Genomic DNA, 13,298 nt, shown 5'->3' on the forward strand with positions numbered 1-13,298 from the left:
CTTATCCCTCCCAGCGCTTAAAGGCCAAGACAGCATTATGTCCACCAAACCCAAATGTATTTGAAATCGCATAGTTCACTTCTGCCTCCAAGCCTTGACCATAAATGACATTTGCTTGAATGTCATCGGATAGTTCTCGTGTCCCGGCTGTCTTTGGAATAAAGCGATGTCTCATCGTTTCAATGGTCGCGATAGCCTCAACAGCACCGGCTGCTCCCAAGAGATGACCGGTAAAGGACTTGGTCGAAGACACCGGAACCTCTGTTCCAAGAACGGCGACAATGGCCTGACTTTCCCCTTTTTCATTGGCTGGTGTCGAGGTCCCGTGCGCATTGACATAATCAACATCCGCCGGCTGGATCTTGGCTTCATCTAAGGCAAGCTTGATGGCCTTGGCTGCGCCAGATCCATCCGGAGTTGGCGTGGTCATATGATAGGCATCACAATTGGAACCGTAGCCAACAATCTCAGCTAAGATGGTAGCTCCTCGTTTTTGCGCGTGTTCCAGACTCTCGATGACGAGTACACCCGCACCTTCGCCCATGACAAAGCCATTCCGATCTTTGTCAAAAGGAATCGCCGAACGAGCAGGATCCTCTGTGGTCGATAGAGCTGTCAAAGCATTAAAACCACCAATCCCAATTCGGGTAATAGAAGCTTCCGAACCACCGGCTAAAATCACGTCCTGATGACCATACTTGATTTCTCGGAAGGCTTCCCCAATCGCATCATTCGCGGAAGCACAAGCTGTTGTGACAGACTTACACACTCCCTGCGCCCCGATTTTGAGAGCAATATTCCCAGCTCCCATATTTGACAAGGCCTTAGGGATAAACATGGGCTTAATCCGCTTCATTCCACGCTCACTCATGCGGATAATTTGTTCTTCCAACTCCTGGAGACCACCAATCCCTGAGGAGACAATGACACCCGTCCGATCACGATCCACCTGCTCCATATCTAGACCAGCATTTTCCAATGCTTCCATGGCAGCGTAGATGGCATAGAGCGAGTACAGATCCATCCGATTGGTATCTTTTTTTACAAAATATTTATCAAAAGGAAAGTCTTGAATCTCTCCAGCATTCTGCACGTCAATCTCAGATACATCAAATTTTGTAATGGGCTTAATCCCAATTTTCCCCTCATAAAGGTTCGTCCAAAATTCTTGAGGTGTATTTCCGATTGGGGAGGTCACACCATAACCTGTTACAACCACACGCTTATTAGTCATCTTCTACCTCTTCTATTGCATCGTTAAACCGCCATCAACCGCAAGCACCTGACCTGTCAGATACTCTTGTTGGGCCAGGAAAACAGCTACATCGGCAACCTGCTCCGGCTGACCAAAGGCTTTCATCGGGATCTGTGCCATCATCGCAGTTTTCATCTTGTCGGATAGTTGATCCGTCATATCGGATTCGATAAATCCAGGGGCAATCACATTCACCCGGACACCACGCGCCGCCACTTCACGAGCGACAGACTTGCTGAAGCCAATTAAACCAGCCTTAGAAGCCGCATAGTTGGCCTGCCCAGCATTCCCCATCAAGCCCACGACTGAGGACAGATTGATAACAGCCCCTTGCCGAGCCTTGATCATAGGCTTCAAGACCGCCTTGGTCATATTAAAACTTCCGGTTAAATTAACTTTCAGAACGGATTCAAAATCTTCCTCCGTCATTTTCAAAATCAGTTTATCAGTGGTGATTCCTGCATTATTAATCAGAATATCCACAGAGCCTAAAGCTGCTGTCGCTTCCGCTACCATCCGCTCTGCATCCGCTGCATCTGAGACATCCCCAGAAATCGCCACTACTTTGACACCATAGTCTGAAAACTGATTCAGTAAATTCTCTGAAATGACTGAACGTCCATTTAAAATAACATTGGCTCCTAAACTCGCAAATTTATGCGCAATCGCTAAACCAATCCCTCGAGTCGAACCCGTCACAAAAACATTTTTCTTTTGAATTTTCATTAGTTTCCCTTCCCCTTGAGCAGTGCTTCAAAACTTTCCCTATCCTCAACCGATGTGGTGGGAAGCCCCTTATCTATTTTTTTCAAAAAACCAGACAAAACCTTACCTGGGCCAATCTCAATGACCTCATCAAGGCCAAAGTCTTTCATCGCTGCAATCGAATCATAAAAACGAACCGGCTCCATAACTTGGCGAGCCAAGAGGCTCCGAATCTGATCAGCCTCCATAATCTTGGCCTCTGTGTTCCCAACCAAGGGGATCTTAAAGGCTGAAAAGGGAATCCGCTCCAGCTCCAGCGCTAATTTCTCAGAAGCCGGCCTCAAGAGCGCCGTATGAAAGGGTCCCGAAACATTTAAGGGAATCAAGCGTTTGACCCCTTGTTCTTTCAAGAAGGAAACGGACTCATCAACAGCTGCCACTTCCCCTCCAATCACAATCTGATTTGGTGTATTGTAGTTGGCTGGACTGACAATCCCCTTAGCAGAAGCTTTTTGGCAAGCTTCTTCAATCAAGGCCGGATCGGCATTGAGAACAGCAACCATTTTTCCACTTCCAGCTGGAGCTGCAGTCTCCATGTATTCTCCACGCTTGGCTACAAGAGCTACCGCATCTTCAAAAGCCAAAGCACCACTAGCCACCAAGGCCGAATACTCTCCTAGAGATAAGCCGGCTACAATATCCGGTTTTATCCCATGCTCCGCCAATAGACGATAAATGGCCAGGGAGGTTACCAGAATGGCCAGTTGGGTATAACGGGTTTGATGGAGCTTGACCTCATCCTCGTCAATCAAGGCCCGCAAATCGTAACCTAAAATCTGACTGGCTCGATCAAAGGTCTCCTTAACAATGGGATAAGTCGCGTACAAATCACTAGCCATCCCCAAAGTCTGAGACCCTTGACCAGCAAATAGAAATCCTTTTTTTGACATCCTTCGTTTCCTTATTCTACCCAGCGTCTCGCTTCTTCTAAAATAACCTCGCGAGCCCCTGTCACTAGATCTTCCACGATTTCTTGACAGCTTTCTTCCTTCCGTACCAGACCTGCAATTTGACCGGCCATCACAGAACCGTTGACAACATCGCCATCCACCACTGCATTTCTGAGAGCACCAGCCCCCAACTCTTCAATTTCATCAGCAGAACGGGATCCTGCCAAAAACTCTTTTTCCGCATTGGCGTAAGTGGTGGTCAATTTATTTTTAAGCGAGCGGACCGAATGCCCCACAATGGATGCTGAAACAACCGTATCAATATCCTTGGCCTTCAAGACCTTATCTTTGAAATTCTGATGGGCGTTGGATTCTTTTGCGACCACAAAACGGGTCCCAACCTGAATGGCTTCTGCTCCAAGCATGAAGGCTGCCGCAGCCCCATGACCATCCGCAATCCCTCCGGCAGCAATCACAGGAATGGTGACTGCGTCTACAACTTGGCGAACCAAGGTCATTGTCGTCAATTTACCAATATGACCTCCGGCTTCCATCCCTTCCGCTATCACAGCGTCAGCCCCTAGCTTTTCCATCCGTTTGGCCAAGGCAACGGAAGGAACAACAGGAATCACCTTGATCCCCGCCTGGTGAAAATGGTCCATGTATTTTCCTGGATTTCCAGCACCTGTTGTAACCACCTTGACCCCTTCTTCAATCACAAGGTCTACAATATCATCCGCAAAGGGAGACAGGAGCATGATATTCACACCAAAAGGCTTATCCGTCATCGCTTTGACCTTATCGATATTTGCCTTAACAACCTCTTTAGGGGCGTTCCCTCCACCGATAATCCCTAGACCACCGGCATTGGATACAGCTCCAGCTAAATCTCCATCCGCTACCCAAGCCATTCCACCTTGGAAAACTGGGTAGGTAATCCCTAACAACTCTGTAATTTTTGTGTTCATTTTCTCTACCTTATCTGATTTCTTCTTAAAAAATACTTTGATAATTAAAGTATTTTTTAAGAAGAAAGGTTGGATCCAATCCCCATCAAAAATCAACCCAAGATTTTCAATGAGGATACCTCACAACCTCGTTTCAACTATTTTGTTTTTTCCTCAACGTAAGCTACTAAATCACCCACATTGCTCAAACCATCTTCCGTTTCGATCTGGATATCAAAAGCATCTTCAATTTCTGAGATCACTTGGAAGACATCCAATGAATCTGCGTCCAGTTCGTCAAATGTTGTTGTCAACGTTACTTCTTCTGCTTCTTTACCAAGCTCTTCAACAATAATTTCTTGTACTTTCTCAAATACTGCCATGATTTTTCTCCTTTAAAATAAATAAATAAATAAATAAAATTTTTAAAACTCGAAACAGTTCGAAATCTGGAACGAAGATTAATCCAGAAAACTGGATTGATCTTTTTTGCCGATTAGGCAAGCATAGCTTGCCACCTTCACCGATGAAGGCAGAACTAGGGGTTCGGCGAATAGGATTAACACATTCAGATTTTGAAATGGAATGAGTATAATTACGTTAAAACGAGGATATTTCCCCACGTCAGGCCACCACCAAAGCCTGAAAGCAAGAGTCTCTGATTTCCATTCATAGGAATAGTCCCATTAGCCACATTTTCCGAAAGCAAAATAGGAATAGAGGCGGCCGAAGTATTGCCATAGTGCTGCATATTGGCCAAAAACTTTTCTCGCGGAAGACCAATTTTCTTTGCCATGATATCCAAAATGCGGATATTGGCTTGATGCAAGAGGAGGTAATCAGGTTCCCCTGACTCCTCAATCATGGCCTTCACACTCTTGGAAACCGTCTTGATAGTAAAGTCAAAGATTGCGCGGCCATCCATTTTCAAGTAAGGATTCACATCTGTTCCCTGGTAAAAGGGATTAGCCACAGTCGTCATGCCAGACTCTAGACCAGTTTTACTTCCGTCCGTATAGAGTTTTTCCGCTAGAAAATGCTCTGTCTCTGACCGTTCAAGCAAAACACCACCGGCACCATCACCGAAGAGGACTGCTGTTCGGCGATCTGTCCAATCAAGCGCCTTGGAAAATACCTCAGCGCCAATGACCAGACCTTTCTGAGAGGTTCCTGATTTGATGAACTTCTCAGCGGTTGCGAGGGCAAATACAAATCCTGTACAAGCTGCTGCTATGTCAAAAGCAAAGGCATTTACCGCACCGAGAGCAGCTTGCACACGTGCTGCGGTTGAAGGCATATTCGAATCGGGTGTGATGGTTGCGACCAAGATGAAGTCTAACTCTTCCGCCGCATAACCCGACTTTGCCAACAAGTCTCGGGCTACCTCAATCGCCAAGTCACTCGTCTGTTGCCCTGTAGAAATACGACGACTTCTAATCCCCGTCCGACTGCTAATCCACTCATCCGAAGTATCCATGATTTTAGATAAATCCTCGTTGGTGACAATTTTTTCAGGAACATAGTGAGCAACTTGACTGATCTTTGCAAAAGCCATTTATTTAAGCTCCTCTAAGAATTGATGAAGTTTTTCCAATCCCCGTTGCATAACTTCCAACTCTGCTGGATCCATCCCGTCGGTAATACTGGTGACCATGGCACGATGGAAGCGTCTATGCAAGCGGTAAATCAATCGTCCTTTCTTGGTTAAGCCAAGATGAACCACACGACGATCAATGGTAGAACGTGTTCTCACAATATAGCCCTTGGCCTCGAGCTTGTTCAGACTGGTGGTCACAGTCCCCAAAGTCACCATGAGGGTTTGGGCAATCTCGCTTGGAGTCACATCAGGTCTCTTACCAATCTCATCAATGGTGTGCATCTCCTTAATTGATATGTCCTTAAAACGACTCGTTTTTAAACTATTTTCCTCAATAATCAAAACATTATTAAAAATATTAACCAAGTAGTCATTGATTTGTTGATAATCCATGATGGGCCTCCTGCAAGTGTTTGATTATCAAAGTTGTTAAAACTTTGATAATCAAACTATAACAGATAGCGAAACACCTTGCAAGGTTTTGTTGCGAAATAATTTGATTTTAAAACTATTTGCCTAAAAATTTGGGGCGGCGTCGCTCCGAATGAGCTCTCACACCCTCCTTGAAATCTTCCGTAAAAGCTAATTCCTTCTGCAAGGATAACTCTAACTTGGCATAGTTTTCCCAGGCGGAAAATTCACTTTCCCAGACCATGCTCTTGATGGCTCGGTAGGTATTTTTGGATCCCCGAGCTAGCTTTTTCAAAAGCTGATCGGCTACTTTGGTTACTTTCTCACTCTCACAAACTTTATAGACAAAGCCCCAGTCTAGAGCTTTCTCTGCAGAGACTGCTTCTCCTGTCATGGTAATTTGTGTCGCTCGATTGATGCCAATAGAGCGGGTTAAGAGAAACAAGCCTCCTGCATCTGGGGCTAGACCAACTCCCACAAAAGCTTGGATGAACTTGGATTTTTCAGATGCGATACAGAAATCTGAAGCCAAGACCATGTTAAAAGCTGCACCGGCAACCGGACCGTCCACCAGCATGATAACAGGAATCCCTAATTTTTTTAAGGCCAAGGAAATTTCGTTTACCTGTTCTGCGATGCGAACCAGGGAATCGATATCGTCCTTATCGACAGCTTCCTTCATTTGAACCAAATCACCACCAACAGAAAAAACTTTTCCAGCCGCCTGAATGACCATCGCTCGCAAGGATTCATCGCTTGCGACATCCGCTAAGGCTGCTAAGATACTGTCACACATGGGGACGTTAAAGCCATTTGCCACTTCTGGTCGGTTTAGCGTCAATCTTGCAAGCCCATCCGTTTTTTCCATCAGAATTCCATAATATGCCATAAAACCCCTTTCCTTTTATTCTTAAATGGTTTGATTATCAAACCTTATTAGACACTTTACCACAAGTTGAACAAATTCTCAACAATTTTTACAAAATTTTTAGTTTTACCCTATAAATCATTTGAAGTGTAAAATTATTGAAAGACCGCTTCCAGTAAGGCGAAAAAAGACTGGGCAAAACTTCCAGCCTTAAAACTTTGATTAGTGAAAACAATTTTGACGCAGTGGTTGATTCGGTCAAACAGCTAGAAGGCTGTTTGAGGTGCAGATAGGAGAGCGAAGCAAATAACAATTGTTCACTTTTATTGAGAGAACATTTCATGTTCTCTTATCAAGAAACTCAAAGAGTCATCTCCTGACTCTTTGAGTCCAGAAAACAACCTAATCAACATTGACATGAACTTCGTTCATTTCATCTAGAAACTCTAAAGGCATTCAACATGCCTTTAGACCGGAGGTGGGATTCAAACAGTCTGAGGAGAGACTGTTTGAACCCGAGCCTAACAATAAAAGAGCGAGGTCGGTTTGGGGAGAAACCGTTTCAGCTTACAACTTGAAATAAAGACTTGTAACGAACAATTTTTTTGCAAAAATTGTTCTGTCCCACTCTCTGTTTTCTCACCATTTGCTTAAGCTAATTTCCCCGCTGGAAAGCTTCTGGATTCCTGTGCTGGTTTCAACAAGAAGCTCCCCAGTTTTTAAAACATCGACTGCGGTAGCCGTCAGTTTTTGTCCTTGAAATTGGTAACAAATCTCACGACCTAGGACTAGAGAGTGTTTTTTGTAAAGGTCAAAAAGATCTTCTGATTTACTGGTCAAAAAATTTTTCCAAATTTCTGCAATCAGATCGTTTCTGTTAATCTGGGGCTGACTGGTAAAAAGCGAGCCTGCCTTGTCTTCCAGGTCCTTTGGAAATTCTGGTATATAGAAATTGATGCCCACTCCGATGATGATATGGGCCACGGTTCCAGTCTCGACATCTGAGACAGCCTCTGTCAAAATACCGGCAATCTTCTTCTTGCCAAGATAAATATCATTGACCCATTTGATGTTGGTGTCTATCCCTGTCAGATTGTGGATTGCCTTGACAATACTAGCCGCAATCAAGAGGGTATAACTTGGAAGTTGGTCAAAAGGTAGCTGTGGCTCCAGATGGAGGCTCATGTAAATCCCTCCCCTTTCAGGCGCAAAAAAGGAACGGGAGAATCGCCCACGTGCTGCTGTTTGACTCGGAGCCAGGTAAAGTGCGGAACTTGTATTTCCAGCCTCAATCCCCTGCTTGGCATCCAGTTGTGTTGAGGAACTGGTTGAATTGTGATAGACAGCTAGCCCTGTTTGTTCCGCAATGGCTTCTGGTAGTAGGAGATCCCCAGCTACCAAACGGTAACCCCTATTTTTCAAACTGTCAATCACAACTCCTTGCTTTTCCAACTGTTTGATAGCCTTCCAAATGGCTGCGCGTGACACTTGGAGTTGTTCCGCTAGCGCTTCACCACTCACAAAATCTGTGGCAGTCGAGAGTTCTTGGAAAATTTTTTCATAAGTTTTCATAATTATAGTTCCCCATCAGAAAGACGAAAGGCCATCAGACTTGCGACAGACGCTTTTAAGAGATCTCCGGGAATGAAGACCAAATTGGAAATCAGGGATTGACTAAGAGGCATATTCGTTACATGGGATAGCCAAATCGAACCTAGAAGATCCACAAAAAGAACCCCAATCAGAATCGTGACTAAGAAAAGGATTGGAAAAGTGACTCGCTCAATCCTTGAGAGAATCAGTCCCATGAATAAGGGAACCAAAGCCCAGGCCAAAAGATACCCCGCAGTCGGACCAGCTAGTGCCGTCAAAGTCGTTGATTTCCCTGAAAAAACGGGAATCACCAAACCAAGCAGGAAAAAAAGCAACATGGTAAAAGTCCCTTTTTTCGCTCCTAAAGTCTCCCCAACCAGTATAACCCCAAGGTTTTGAAAGACGATTGGGACCGGAATAAATCCTAACGGAATTGCCGGGAGTAAGCCCAGCACAATCAAGAGACTCGTCATCAGACCAATCTTAGTAAGATCTCGTGTTGTAAACATTCTAAACTCCTTTGAGATAAAGTATATCCACTATAAGGGATTTATCCTAGACTGTCAACCTTGATTTTCTATGAAGTTTACTAATAAGCCATCATCATCTCAATTTTCCCTAGCCTTGCAAGGGGTGTGTATCCCTTTAACCTGAGTGGTTCACCTTGGTTTTTCTGAGTCAAAATAAACCTGACTTTCCTACGAAAGTCAGGTTTTTCAAACGAACATTATTTCCAACGCCCCGCTTCATGACGCCCTTTCCGAGCCAAGTTCCAATAAGTAAGGTAAAGGAACAACAAACTGTAACTATAGCCGTCGAACCATTTGGAAAAGAAGAAAAAAATCGGCAGCAGTAAAAGGAAGCTGAAACGAATTAAAAAATCGATAGCCAGATAAAGGGATTGCCGAAAAGAATCTTGGCCACGGTAATCCTCAGGATCCGCACTCAAGCGCCGACTTTTCAATCTGAAAAAGCAAGGACCGATGATAGAAACAAGGATTACTACCAACATACTCCTCATAAAACCATCATCATCTATAAAATAAGCGAGACCAAGCAAGGCAAATCCTACCAGCCAGTCCAATACTAACAACCATTTTTCAATCTTCATTCTTCCTCTCCCAAGGCAGTTCAAAACTAACTCTTATCCTCTGAAACCTTCCCGATAAACCAGCGGTAAATTCGGTAATCTGCCAAAAAAACAGCGGATGAAATCAACCAGTAAAGCAAATTTGTGTACCCCAAATACTCACGCAGCGGGTAGATAATCGAAGTAGTCATCAAGAGCAAAAAGCAAACAAGTGCGACTTTTTTCATAAGATACCTCCTCGTTGAGAAAATCACAGTTCAGAACTATCCTATCCTCTATATTTTCAAATAATTTTATTTGCTCGAGATTTAAATTGAACCACTTTAAATCCTAAATATGAAAATAGAAAACCAAAAATCATTAAGAATAGATTCCCATGACCTGAGGTATTTGGTAATCGACGATTCGAACTCTCATGAACTTCAATCCTTTCTTCTTTGGCAGATAAAGGCCTTATCCGAACACGATCATCGAATCCATCTTGAATTTTAGTAACTCTCGTATCGACATCTAATGTTTTTTCCTTTTCAATGTTTTGAGTTATCAGTATAGAACCTTTGGAATTCTCCCTTTCATTCTCAAACTCAGTATCGGATTGTTCATTTGATTGATCATGATTTTCAATTTTAATTGCATATAAATGATTGTATAATTATTGAGCGGTTATTCCTCCACCTACCCAAGCAGCCAGCGGTTTACCATTATACATGCGTAGCAAGGCAGGTGTACCAGGAATTCCAACAACTCTAAACAAGAAATCCTTTGCTTCCTCCCCGAAATCTGCTCCATCAATGTCGTAGTACTCCAAATTGCCATCGATCAGTTGATTAAATATCTTTAATTCAGGTGAAAAAACACGACAATGATAACAAGTTCCTCTTCCAAAATAAAGAGTATGCTCTAGTTGATCATTTTCAAAAGATCGACGCACCTCTTCAATGCTTACTTTGCGAAAATCTGCAACATTATTGAGATACTCTTCAAAACTAACGTCTTCAATCTCAGCAGGTTCCTCGCTATTTTTATCACTTACTTCTGAATTAGGACTATGATCTTGAATAGCTACCTCTTCTTCTGCAACTGACTCCTCTAATACTTCAGCATTTTCAGGTCTTATTTCTAAACTTTCGACACCTAGCTCTGCTGAAGCCACTTTTTCGTCATTTGTCAAGCCAAAATCTTGAGATTCCATTGAGGACTGGATTGAGTACTCTTCAATCGAATTATTAGTATTTAACTCATCAGCATGAAGAACAATTGGATTGTAAACACAAATAAGTAGTATACTCTTTTAGTTTATCTTTTATTACTGTGTTAGCTCGTCTTGCCATACTTTAGTACTGCCTGCGACTCGCTGCCTTGTACTAAAAGCAAACTAAAAGACTATATCAGTGACATTAATATAACTGTATATTTTTTCATTATATCCTCACACCTCTAATTCCAGTATTAAAAATAGGGAAGAGTGTCCAAAATCATGATGGATGAATCATCACTGTTTATCTTCCCTACATACCTCCACAATTAACTGATGTCTAAAGTTCGAATAACCTGTAAAAAAGTTTACAATAAGAGCCACTCGATTTTTAGTTTATAGTTATTTAGTTTTTAAATAGTATGTTATTGCATCAGTTATAGAGTCCATTTTGCGAAGTAATTCTGTAACTGATTTTTTTAAAATAGCCCAACTTTTCTCAATGGGATCTAATTCTGGAGAATACGGTGGTAGAGGTAAAAAGAAGTGACCAGCATCGATAGAAAATTCATCTAATATTTTCTTAGGGATGAAAACTTGCATTGTCCATAACAATGACATGAGGAGTCTTTAAAGATGGTAGAAGCTCTTGTTTAAACCACTCTACAAAGAAATCGCTAGTCATACTCTCTTTGTAAATCATTGGAGCTATAAAAGTCTGACCAACTTGTCCTGATACAATAGAAGTGCGTTCAAAACGACGACCACTAATTTTAGAGTGAATCTTTTCACCTCTGGGTGCACGGGCATTTTTACGATATAGATAAGTATCAATACCTGTTTCGTCAATATAGACAATTGGAAAGTCTTTCAAAACGGCTAGTGATTCAAGATATTGTTGCACCTTCTTTGCATTTTGTTCTTTGTAACTCGTTATCTTTTTTTTAAAGTGATGTTTATTTGTTTTAAGGCAGACCAAACAGAAGGAATACTGCAAGAAAAATGTTCTGCAATTTCCCTTAAAAAAGCGTCTGGATGTTCTTCTACAAATTCTTGTAATTTATCTAAAGGTATTTTTCTGGATTTAGCAACACGCTTTTTACGTTCTAAGTGACCGAGTTCTCTCTCCTGCTTTTCCCAACTGTATAAAGTGTTGGTGCTAATATTAAATAAAGCTGCTGTTTCTTTACGTGTATGTCCCTCTTTAACATATTCAAGGACACGTTTTCTAAAATCAATTCCGTATGCCATAAAAATAGTATATCACATACAGTTTATAATCTCAAAGAGTATATCATACAAACACCTATTTCTTTAACTGATGTTCAATCTCATACAAAACTGAAATCGGCAAAAATATGGCTAAAAAATGAACCCAAGAAATTCCATCACCTACTCCTACAATCAAATTCAATCCTGCAATAATAAAGATAAACAAACAAGCTCTATAGTTTTTGTTACGAAAACGCTTAAATGCAATGCTTAAAACTAGGTAGACTACATAGAGAACCAGTAAGCAAGATTGTATATCACCTCTACTCATAAGCTCTCCTTCCTTCTTTTTTAGTATCTTGAACGATTTGGATCATATGCAATTAATCCTTCAACTTTAGCCATTATAATAAACTGAAAAGAGTTCAAGTCTTAAAATACTAATTTGAATACGTTCCACTAAAAATATAATTTCTCACCCAAAAATCCAATCAACAATAATTGATGATAATAGAGACAGAAGTGGAATCAGCCCAGCAATAACTAGTTTATGCTCTTTTTTCTTCATACCATACAATATTATCAGCAAGCTGGGCAAGATTAGTATTAAGAAAAGCAGATTTTTATAGGCCACCTATAATCACCTTTCCTCCACCCACAACACAGCCAACTCCAGCTGCAAGACCTCCTGAAAATGCGCCACCAATGATTGCACCTCCAACACAGTGTCCCAGAACAGAGCCCCAGTTAATGTCACCTCCCTTTACATCGGATAAAGTAATATCTGACAAAGGCTTAAAGGCTTTATAAATATTCATAAAAACTACCCCTTTCAATTAACTAATTTCCTAGTATTCCTCCCATACATGCAAAACCACCAGCAATCGCTCCTACATGAGCACCCACAAATGCACCTGGAATAGCACCAATACCCCCTTCAGGAGCACCCCATAAGGCATCACTACCTGCACCAGACAGAACAAATCCTCCCATATCTCTCAGGCAATCATTACCAGAATATCCCCCAGTAACAGCTGCAATATCATATATGCTCATAATTTCAAATTGATTTTGAATTGAGTTATCCATATAATAACCCCTCCTATTTCTTTTAAAATATTCCATTGGCATGGTCAACAGAAGTTATACTCCTTAGATTACACGTAAATGATCCTAAATTTCTTTTTCTAGTATATATTAATGGTTGAAAAGACCGAAAACTAACCCACTACCGAAACGAATTCCAAGATCAATTACTCCACCGCTTATCCTTCCAACACCTCCTGCAACTCTCAGAAGTCCCTCTTCAGAAATTTCTACAGAATTACTATTTTTAATAACTTCAAATTCAATCATAGTGCTAACCTCATTTCCACATAATCAGTTTTACTTAGTATAATTTCAAAACCAACTTGCAATCGCCTCGCCAGTCAAACGCCCTACATAAAACATTCCCTACATAAGTCCAGGTAGTA

Annotated in this window: 19 protein-coding genes; all 19 read right to left on the reverse strand. The window is 41.8% G+C overall.

All coding sequences use genetic code 11. The features are described from left to right. Position 1: 1 nt before the first annotated feature. The 19 genes from fabF to JEQ21_RS01670 all read right to left on the reverse strand — a co-directional run bounded on the left by fabF (position 2) and on the right by JEQ21_RS01670 (position 13,179). Positions 2–1,234: a beta-ketoacyl-ACP synthase II gene (fabF, locus tag JEQ21_RS01575; protein WP_199363683.1), complete on the reverse strand. Its 1,233-nt coding sequence runs from the start codon at positions 1,232–1,234 to the stop codon at positions 2–4. A gap of 12 nt (positions 1,235–1,246) precedes the next feature. Next, complete coding sequence (fabG, locus tag JEQ21_RS01580; protein WP_199363684.1) at positions 1,247–1,981, reverse strand: 3-oxoacyl-[acyl-carrier-protein] reductase; 735 nt, start codon at positions 1,979–1,981, stop codon at positions 1,247–1,249. Next, entirely contained in the window at positions 1,981–2,910 is a 930-nt protein-coding gene (gene fabD / locus JEQ21_RS01585) for an ACP S-malonyltransferase (RefSeq protein ID WP_199363685.1), read from the reverse strand. The genes fabG and fabD overlap by 1 nt, the downstream gene beginning before the upstream one ends. Before the next feature lie 11 nt (positions 2,911–2,921). Beyond that, positions 2,922–3,878, reverse strand: coding sequence for an enoyl-[acyl-carrier-protein] reductase FabK (gene fabK / locus JEQ21_RS01590; protein ID WP_199363686.1), 957 nt, complete (start codon positions 3,876–3,878; stop codon positions 2,922–2,924). A 137-nt stretch (positions 3,879–4,015) separates the two neighbouring features. Further along, complete coding sequence (locus JEQ21_RS01595; protein WP_196092214.1) at positions 4,016–4,240, reverse strand: acyl carrier protein; 225 nt, start codon at positions 4,238–4,240, stop codon at positions 4,016–4,018. A 212-nt stretch (positions 4,241–4,452) separates the two neighbouring features. After that, positions 4,453–5,412: a beta-ketoacyl-ACP synthase III gene (locus JEQ21_RS01600; RefSeq protein WP_199363687.1), complete on the reverse strand. Its 960-nt coding sequence runs from the start codon at positions 5,410–5,412 to the stop codon at positions 4,453–4,455. Then, a complete protein-coding gene (gene fabT / locus JEQ21_RS01605) occupies positions 5,413–5,847 on the reverse strand; it encodes a fatty acid biosynthesis transcriptional regulator FabT (RefSeq protein WP_199363688.1) in 435 nt (144 codons plus the stop codon). It lies immediately after the preceding gene. A 115-nt stretch (positions 5,848–5,962) separates the two neighbouring features. Continuing rightward, entirely contained in the window at positions 5,963–6,754 is a 792-nt protein-coding gene (gene fabM / locus JEQ21_RS01610; RefSeq protein WP_199363689.1) for a trans-2-decenoyl-ACP isomerase, read from the reverse strand. A 618-nt stretch (positions 6,755–7,372) separates the two neighbouring features. After that, complete coding sequence (gene birA / locus JEQ21_RS01615) at positions 7,373–8,305, reverse strand: bifunctional biotin--[acetyl-CoA-carboxylase] ligase/biotin operon repressor BirA (RefSeq protein ID WP_199363690.1); 933 nt, start codon at positions 8,303–8,305, stop codon at positions 7,373–7,375. A 2-nt stretch (positions 8,306–8,307) separates the two neighbouring features. Further along, positions 8,308–8,835, reverse strand: coding sequence for a biotin transporter BioY (locus JEQ21_RS01620; RefSeq protein WP_199363691.1), 528 nt, complete (start codon positions 8,833–8,835; stop codon positions 8,308–8,310). 218 nt (positions 8,836–9,053) lie between these two features. Beyond that, a complete protein-coding gene (locus tag JEQ21_RS01625) occupies positions 9,054–9,437 on the reverse strand; it encodes a hypothetical protein (protein WP_199363692.1) in 384 nt (127 codons plus the stop codon). Positions 9,438–9,463: 26 nt separating this feature from the next. Next, positions 9,464–9,643, reverse strand: coding sequence for a hypothetical protein (locus tag JEQ21_RS01630; RefSeq protein WP_199363693.1), 180 nt, complete (start codon positions 9,641–9,643; stop codon positions 9,464–9,466). A gap of 425 nt (positions 9,644–10,068) precedes the next feature. Continuing rightward, positions 10,069–10,608 carry a thioredoxin family protein gene (locus JEQ21_RS01635; RefSeq protein ID WP_233340689.1) on the reverse strand — a complete coding sequence of 180 codons (540 nt, stop codon included), beginning with the start codon at positions 10,606–10,608 and terminating at the stop codon, positions 10,069–10,071. 586 nt (positions 10,609–11,194) lie between these two features. Continuing rightward, positions 11,195–11,515 carry a transposase gene (locus JEQ21_RS10175; RefSeq protein ID WP_199363696.1) on the reverse strand — a complete coding sequence of 107 codons (321 nt, stop codon included), beginning with the start codon at positions 11,513–11,515 and terminating at the stop codon, positions 11,195–11,197. A 29-nt stretch (positions 11,516–11,544) separates the two neighbouring features. Beyond that, complete coding sequence (locus JEQ21_RS10180) at positions 11,545–11,862, reverse strand: IS630 transposase-related protein (protein WP_196091182.1); 318 nt, start codon at positions 11,860–11,862, stop codon at positions 11,545–11,547. A gap of 55 nt (positions 11,863–11,917) precedes the next feature. After that, complete coding sequence (locus tag JEQ21_RS01655) at positions 11,918–12,154, reverse strand: hypothetical protein (RefSeq protein WP_199363697.1); 237 nt, start codon at positions 12,152–12,154, stop codon at positions 11,918–11,920. Positions 12,155–12,446: 292 nt separating this feature from the next. Further along, on the reverse strand, positions 12,447–12,641 hold the full coding sequence (locus JEQ21_RS01660; RefSeq protein WP_196091204.1) for a TmhB bacteriocin enhancer peptide: 195 nt from the start codon (positions 12,639–12,641) through the stop codon (positions 12,447–12,449). 22 nt (positions 12,642–12,663) lie between these two features. After that, entirely contained in the window at positions 12,664–12,912 is a 249-nt protein-coding gene (locus tag JEQ21_RS01665) for a ThmA bacteriocin (protein ID WP_199363698.1), read from the reverse strand. A 108-nt stretch (positions 12,913–13,020) separates the two neighbouring features. Beyond that, on the reverse strand, positions 13,021–13,179 hold the full coding sequence (locus JEQ21_RS01670) for a hypothetical protein (protein ID WP_196091206.1): 159 nt from the start codon (positions 13,177–13,179) through the stop codon (positions 13,021–13,023). Positions 13,180–13,298 lie beyond the last annotated feature (119 nt).

It is taken from the genome of Streptococcus sp. 121 (genome assembly GCF_016458205.1).
Classification (GTDB): Bacteria; Bacillota; Bacilli; order Lactobacillales; family Streptococcaceae; genus Streptococcus.

What these genes read in the sequence shown, in the direction of transcription:
- fabF (WP_199363683.1), bottom strand. Translation starts at nt 1,234, where the DNA reads ATGACTAATAAGCGTGTGGTTGTAACAGGTTATGGTGTGACCTCCCCA.
- fabG (WP_199363684.1), bottom strand. Translation starts at nt 1,981, where the DNA reads ATGAAAATTCAAAAGAAAAATGTTTTTGTGACGGGTTCGACTCGAGGG.
- fabD (WP_199363685.1), bottom strand. Translation starts at nt 2,910, where the DNA reads ATGTCAAAAAAAGGATTTCTATTTGCTGGTCAAGGGTCTCAGACTTTG.
- fabK (WP_199363686.1), bottom strand. Translation starts at nt 3,878, where the DNA reads ATGAACACAAAAATTACAGAGTTGTTAGGGATTACCTACCCAGTTTTC.
- JEQ21_RS01595 (WP_196092214.1), bottom strand. Translation starts at nt 4,240, where the DNA reads ATGGCAGTATTTGAGAAAGTACAAGAAATTATTGTTGAAGAGCTTGGT.
- JEQ21_RS01600 (WP_199363687.1), bottom strand. Translation starts at nt 5,412, where the DNA reads ATGGCTTTTGCAAAGATCAGTCAAGTTGCTCACTATGTTCCTGAAAAA.
- fabT (WP_199363688.1), bottom strand. Translation starts at nt 5,847, where the DNA reads ATGGATTATCAACAAATCAATGACTACTTGGTTAATATTTTTAATAAT.
- fabM (WP_199363689.1), bottom strand. Translation starts at nt 6,754, where the DNA reads ATGGCATATTATGGAATTCTGATGGAAAAAACGGATGGGCTTGCAAGA.
- birA (WP_199363690.1), bottom strand. Translation starts at nt 8,305, where the DNA reads ATGAAAACTTATGAAAAAATTTTCCAAGAACTCTCGACTGCCACAGAT.
- JEQ21_RS01620 (WP_199363691.1), bottom strand. Translation starts at nt 8,835, where the DNA reads ATGTTTACAACACGAGATCTTACTAAGATTGGTCTGATGACGAGTCTC.
- JEQ21_RS01625 (WP_199363692.1), bottom strand. Translation starts at nt 9,437, where the DNA reads ATGAAGATTGAAAAATGGTTGTTAGTATTGGACTGGCTGGTAGGATTT.
- JEQ21_RS01630 (WP_199363693.1), bottom strand. Translation starts at nt 9,643, where the DNA reads ATGAAAAAAGTCGCACTTGTTTGCTTTTTGCTCTTGATGACTACTTCG.
- JEQ21_RS01635 (WP_233340689.1), bottom strand. Translation starts at nt 10,608, where the DNA reads ATGGAATCTCAAGATTTTGGCTTGACAAATGACGAAAAAGTGGCTTCA.
- JEQ21_RS10180 (WP_196091182.1), bottom strand. Translation starts at nt 11,862, where the DNA reads ATGGCATACGGAATTGATTTTAGAAAACGTGTCCTTGAATATGTTAAA.
- JEQ21_RS01655 (WP_199363697.1), bottom strand. Translation starts at nt 12,154, where the DNA reads ATGAGTAGAGGTGATATACAATCTTGCTTACTGGTTCTCTATGTAGTC.
- JEQ21_RS01660 (WP_196091204.1), bottom strand. Translation starts at nt 12,641, where the DNA reads ATGAATATTTATAAAGCCTTTAAGCCTTTGTCAGATATTACTTTATCC.
- JEQ21_RS01665 (WP_199363698.1), bottom strand. Translation starts at nt 12,912, where the DNA reads ATGGATAACTCAATTCAAAATCAATTTGAAATTATGAGCATATATGAT.
- JEQ21_RS01670 (WP_196091206.1), bottom strand. Translation starts at nt 13,179, where the DNA reads ATGATTGAATTTGAAGTTATTAAAAATAGTAATTCTGTAGAAATTTCT.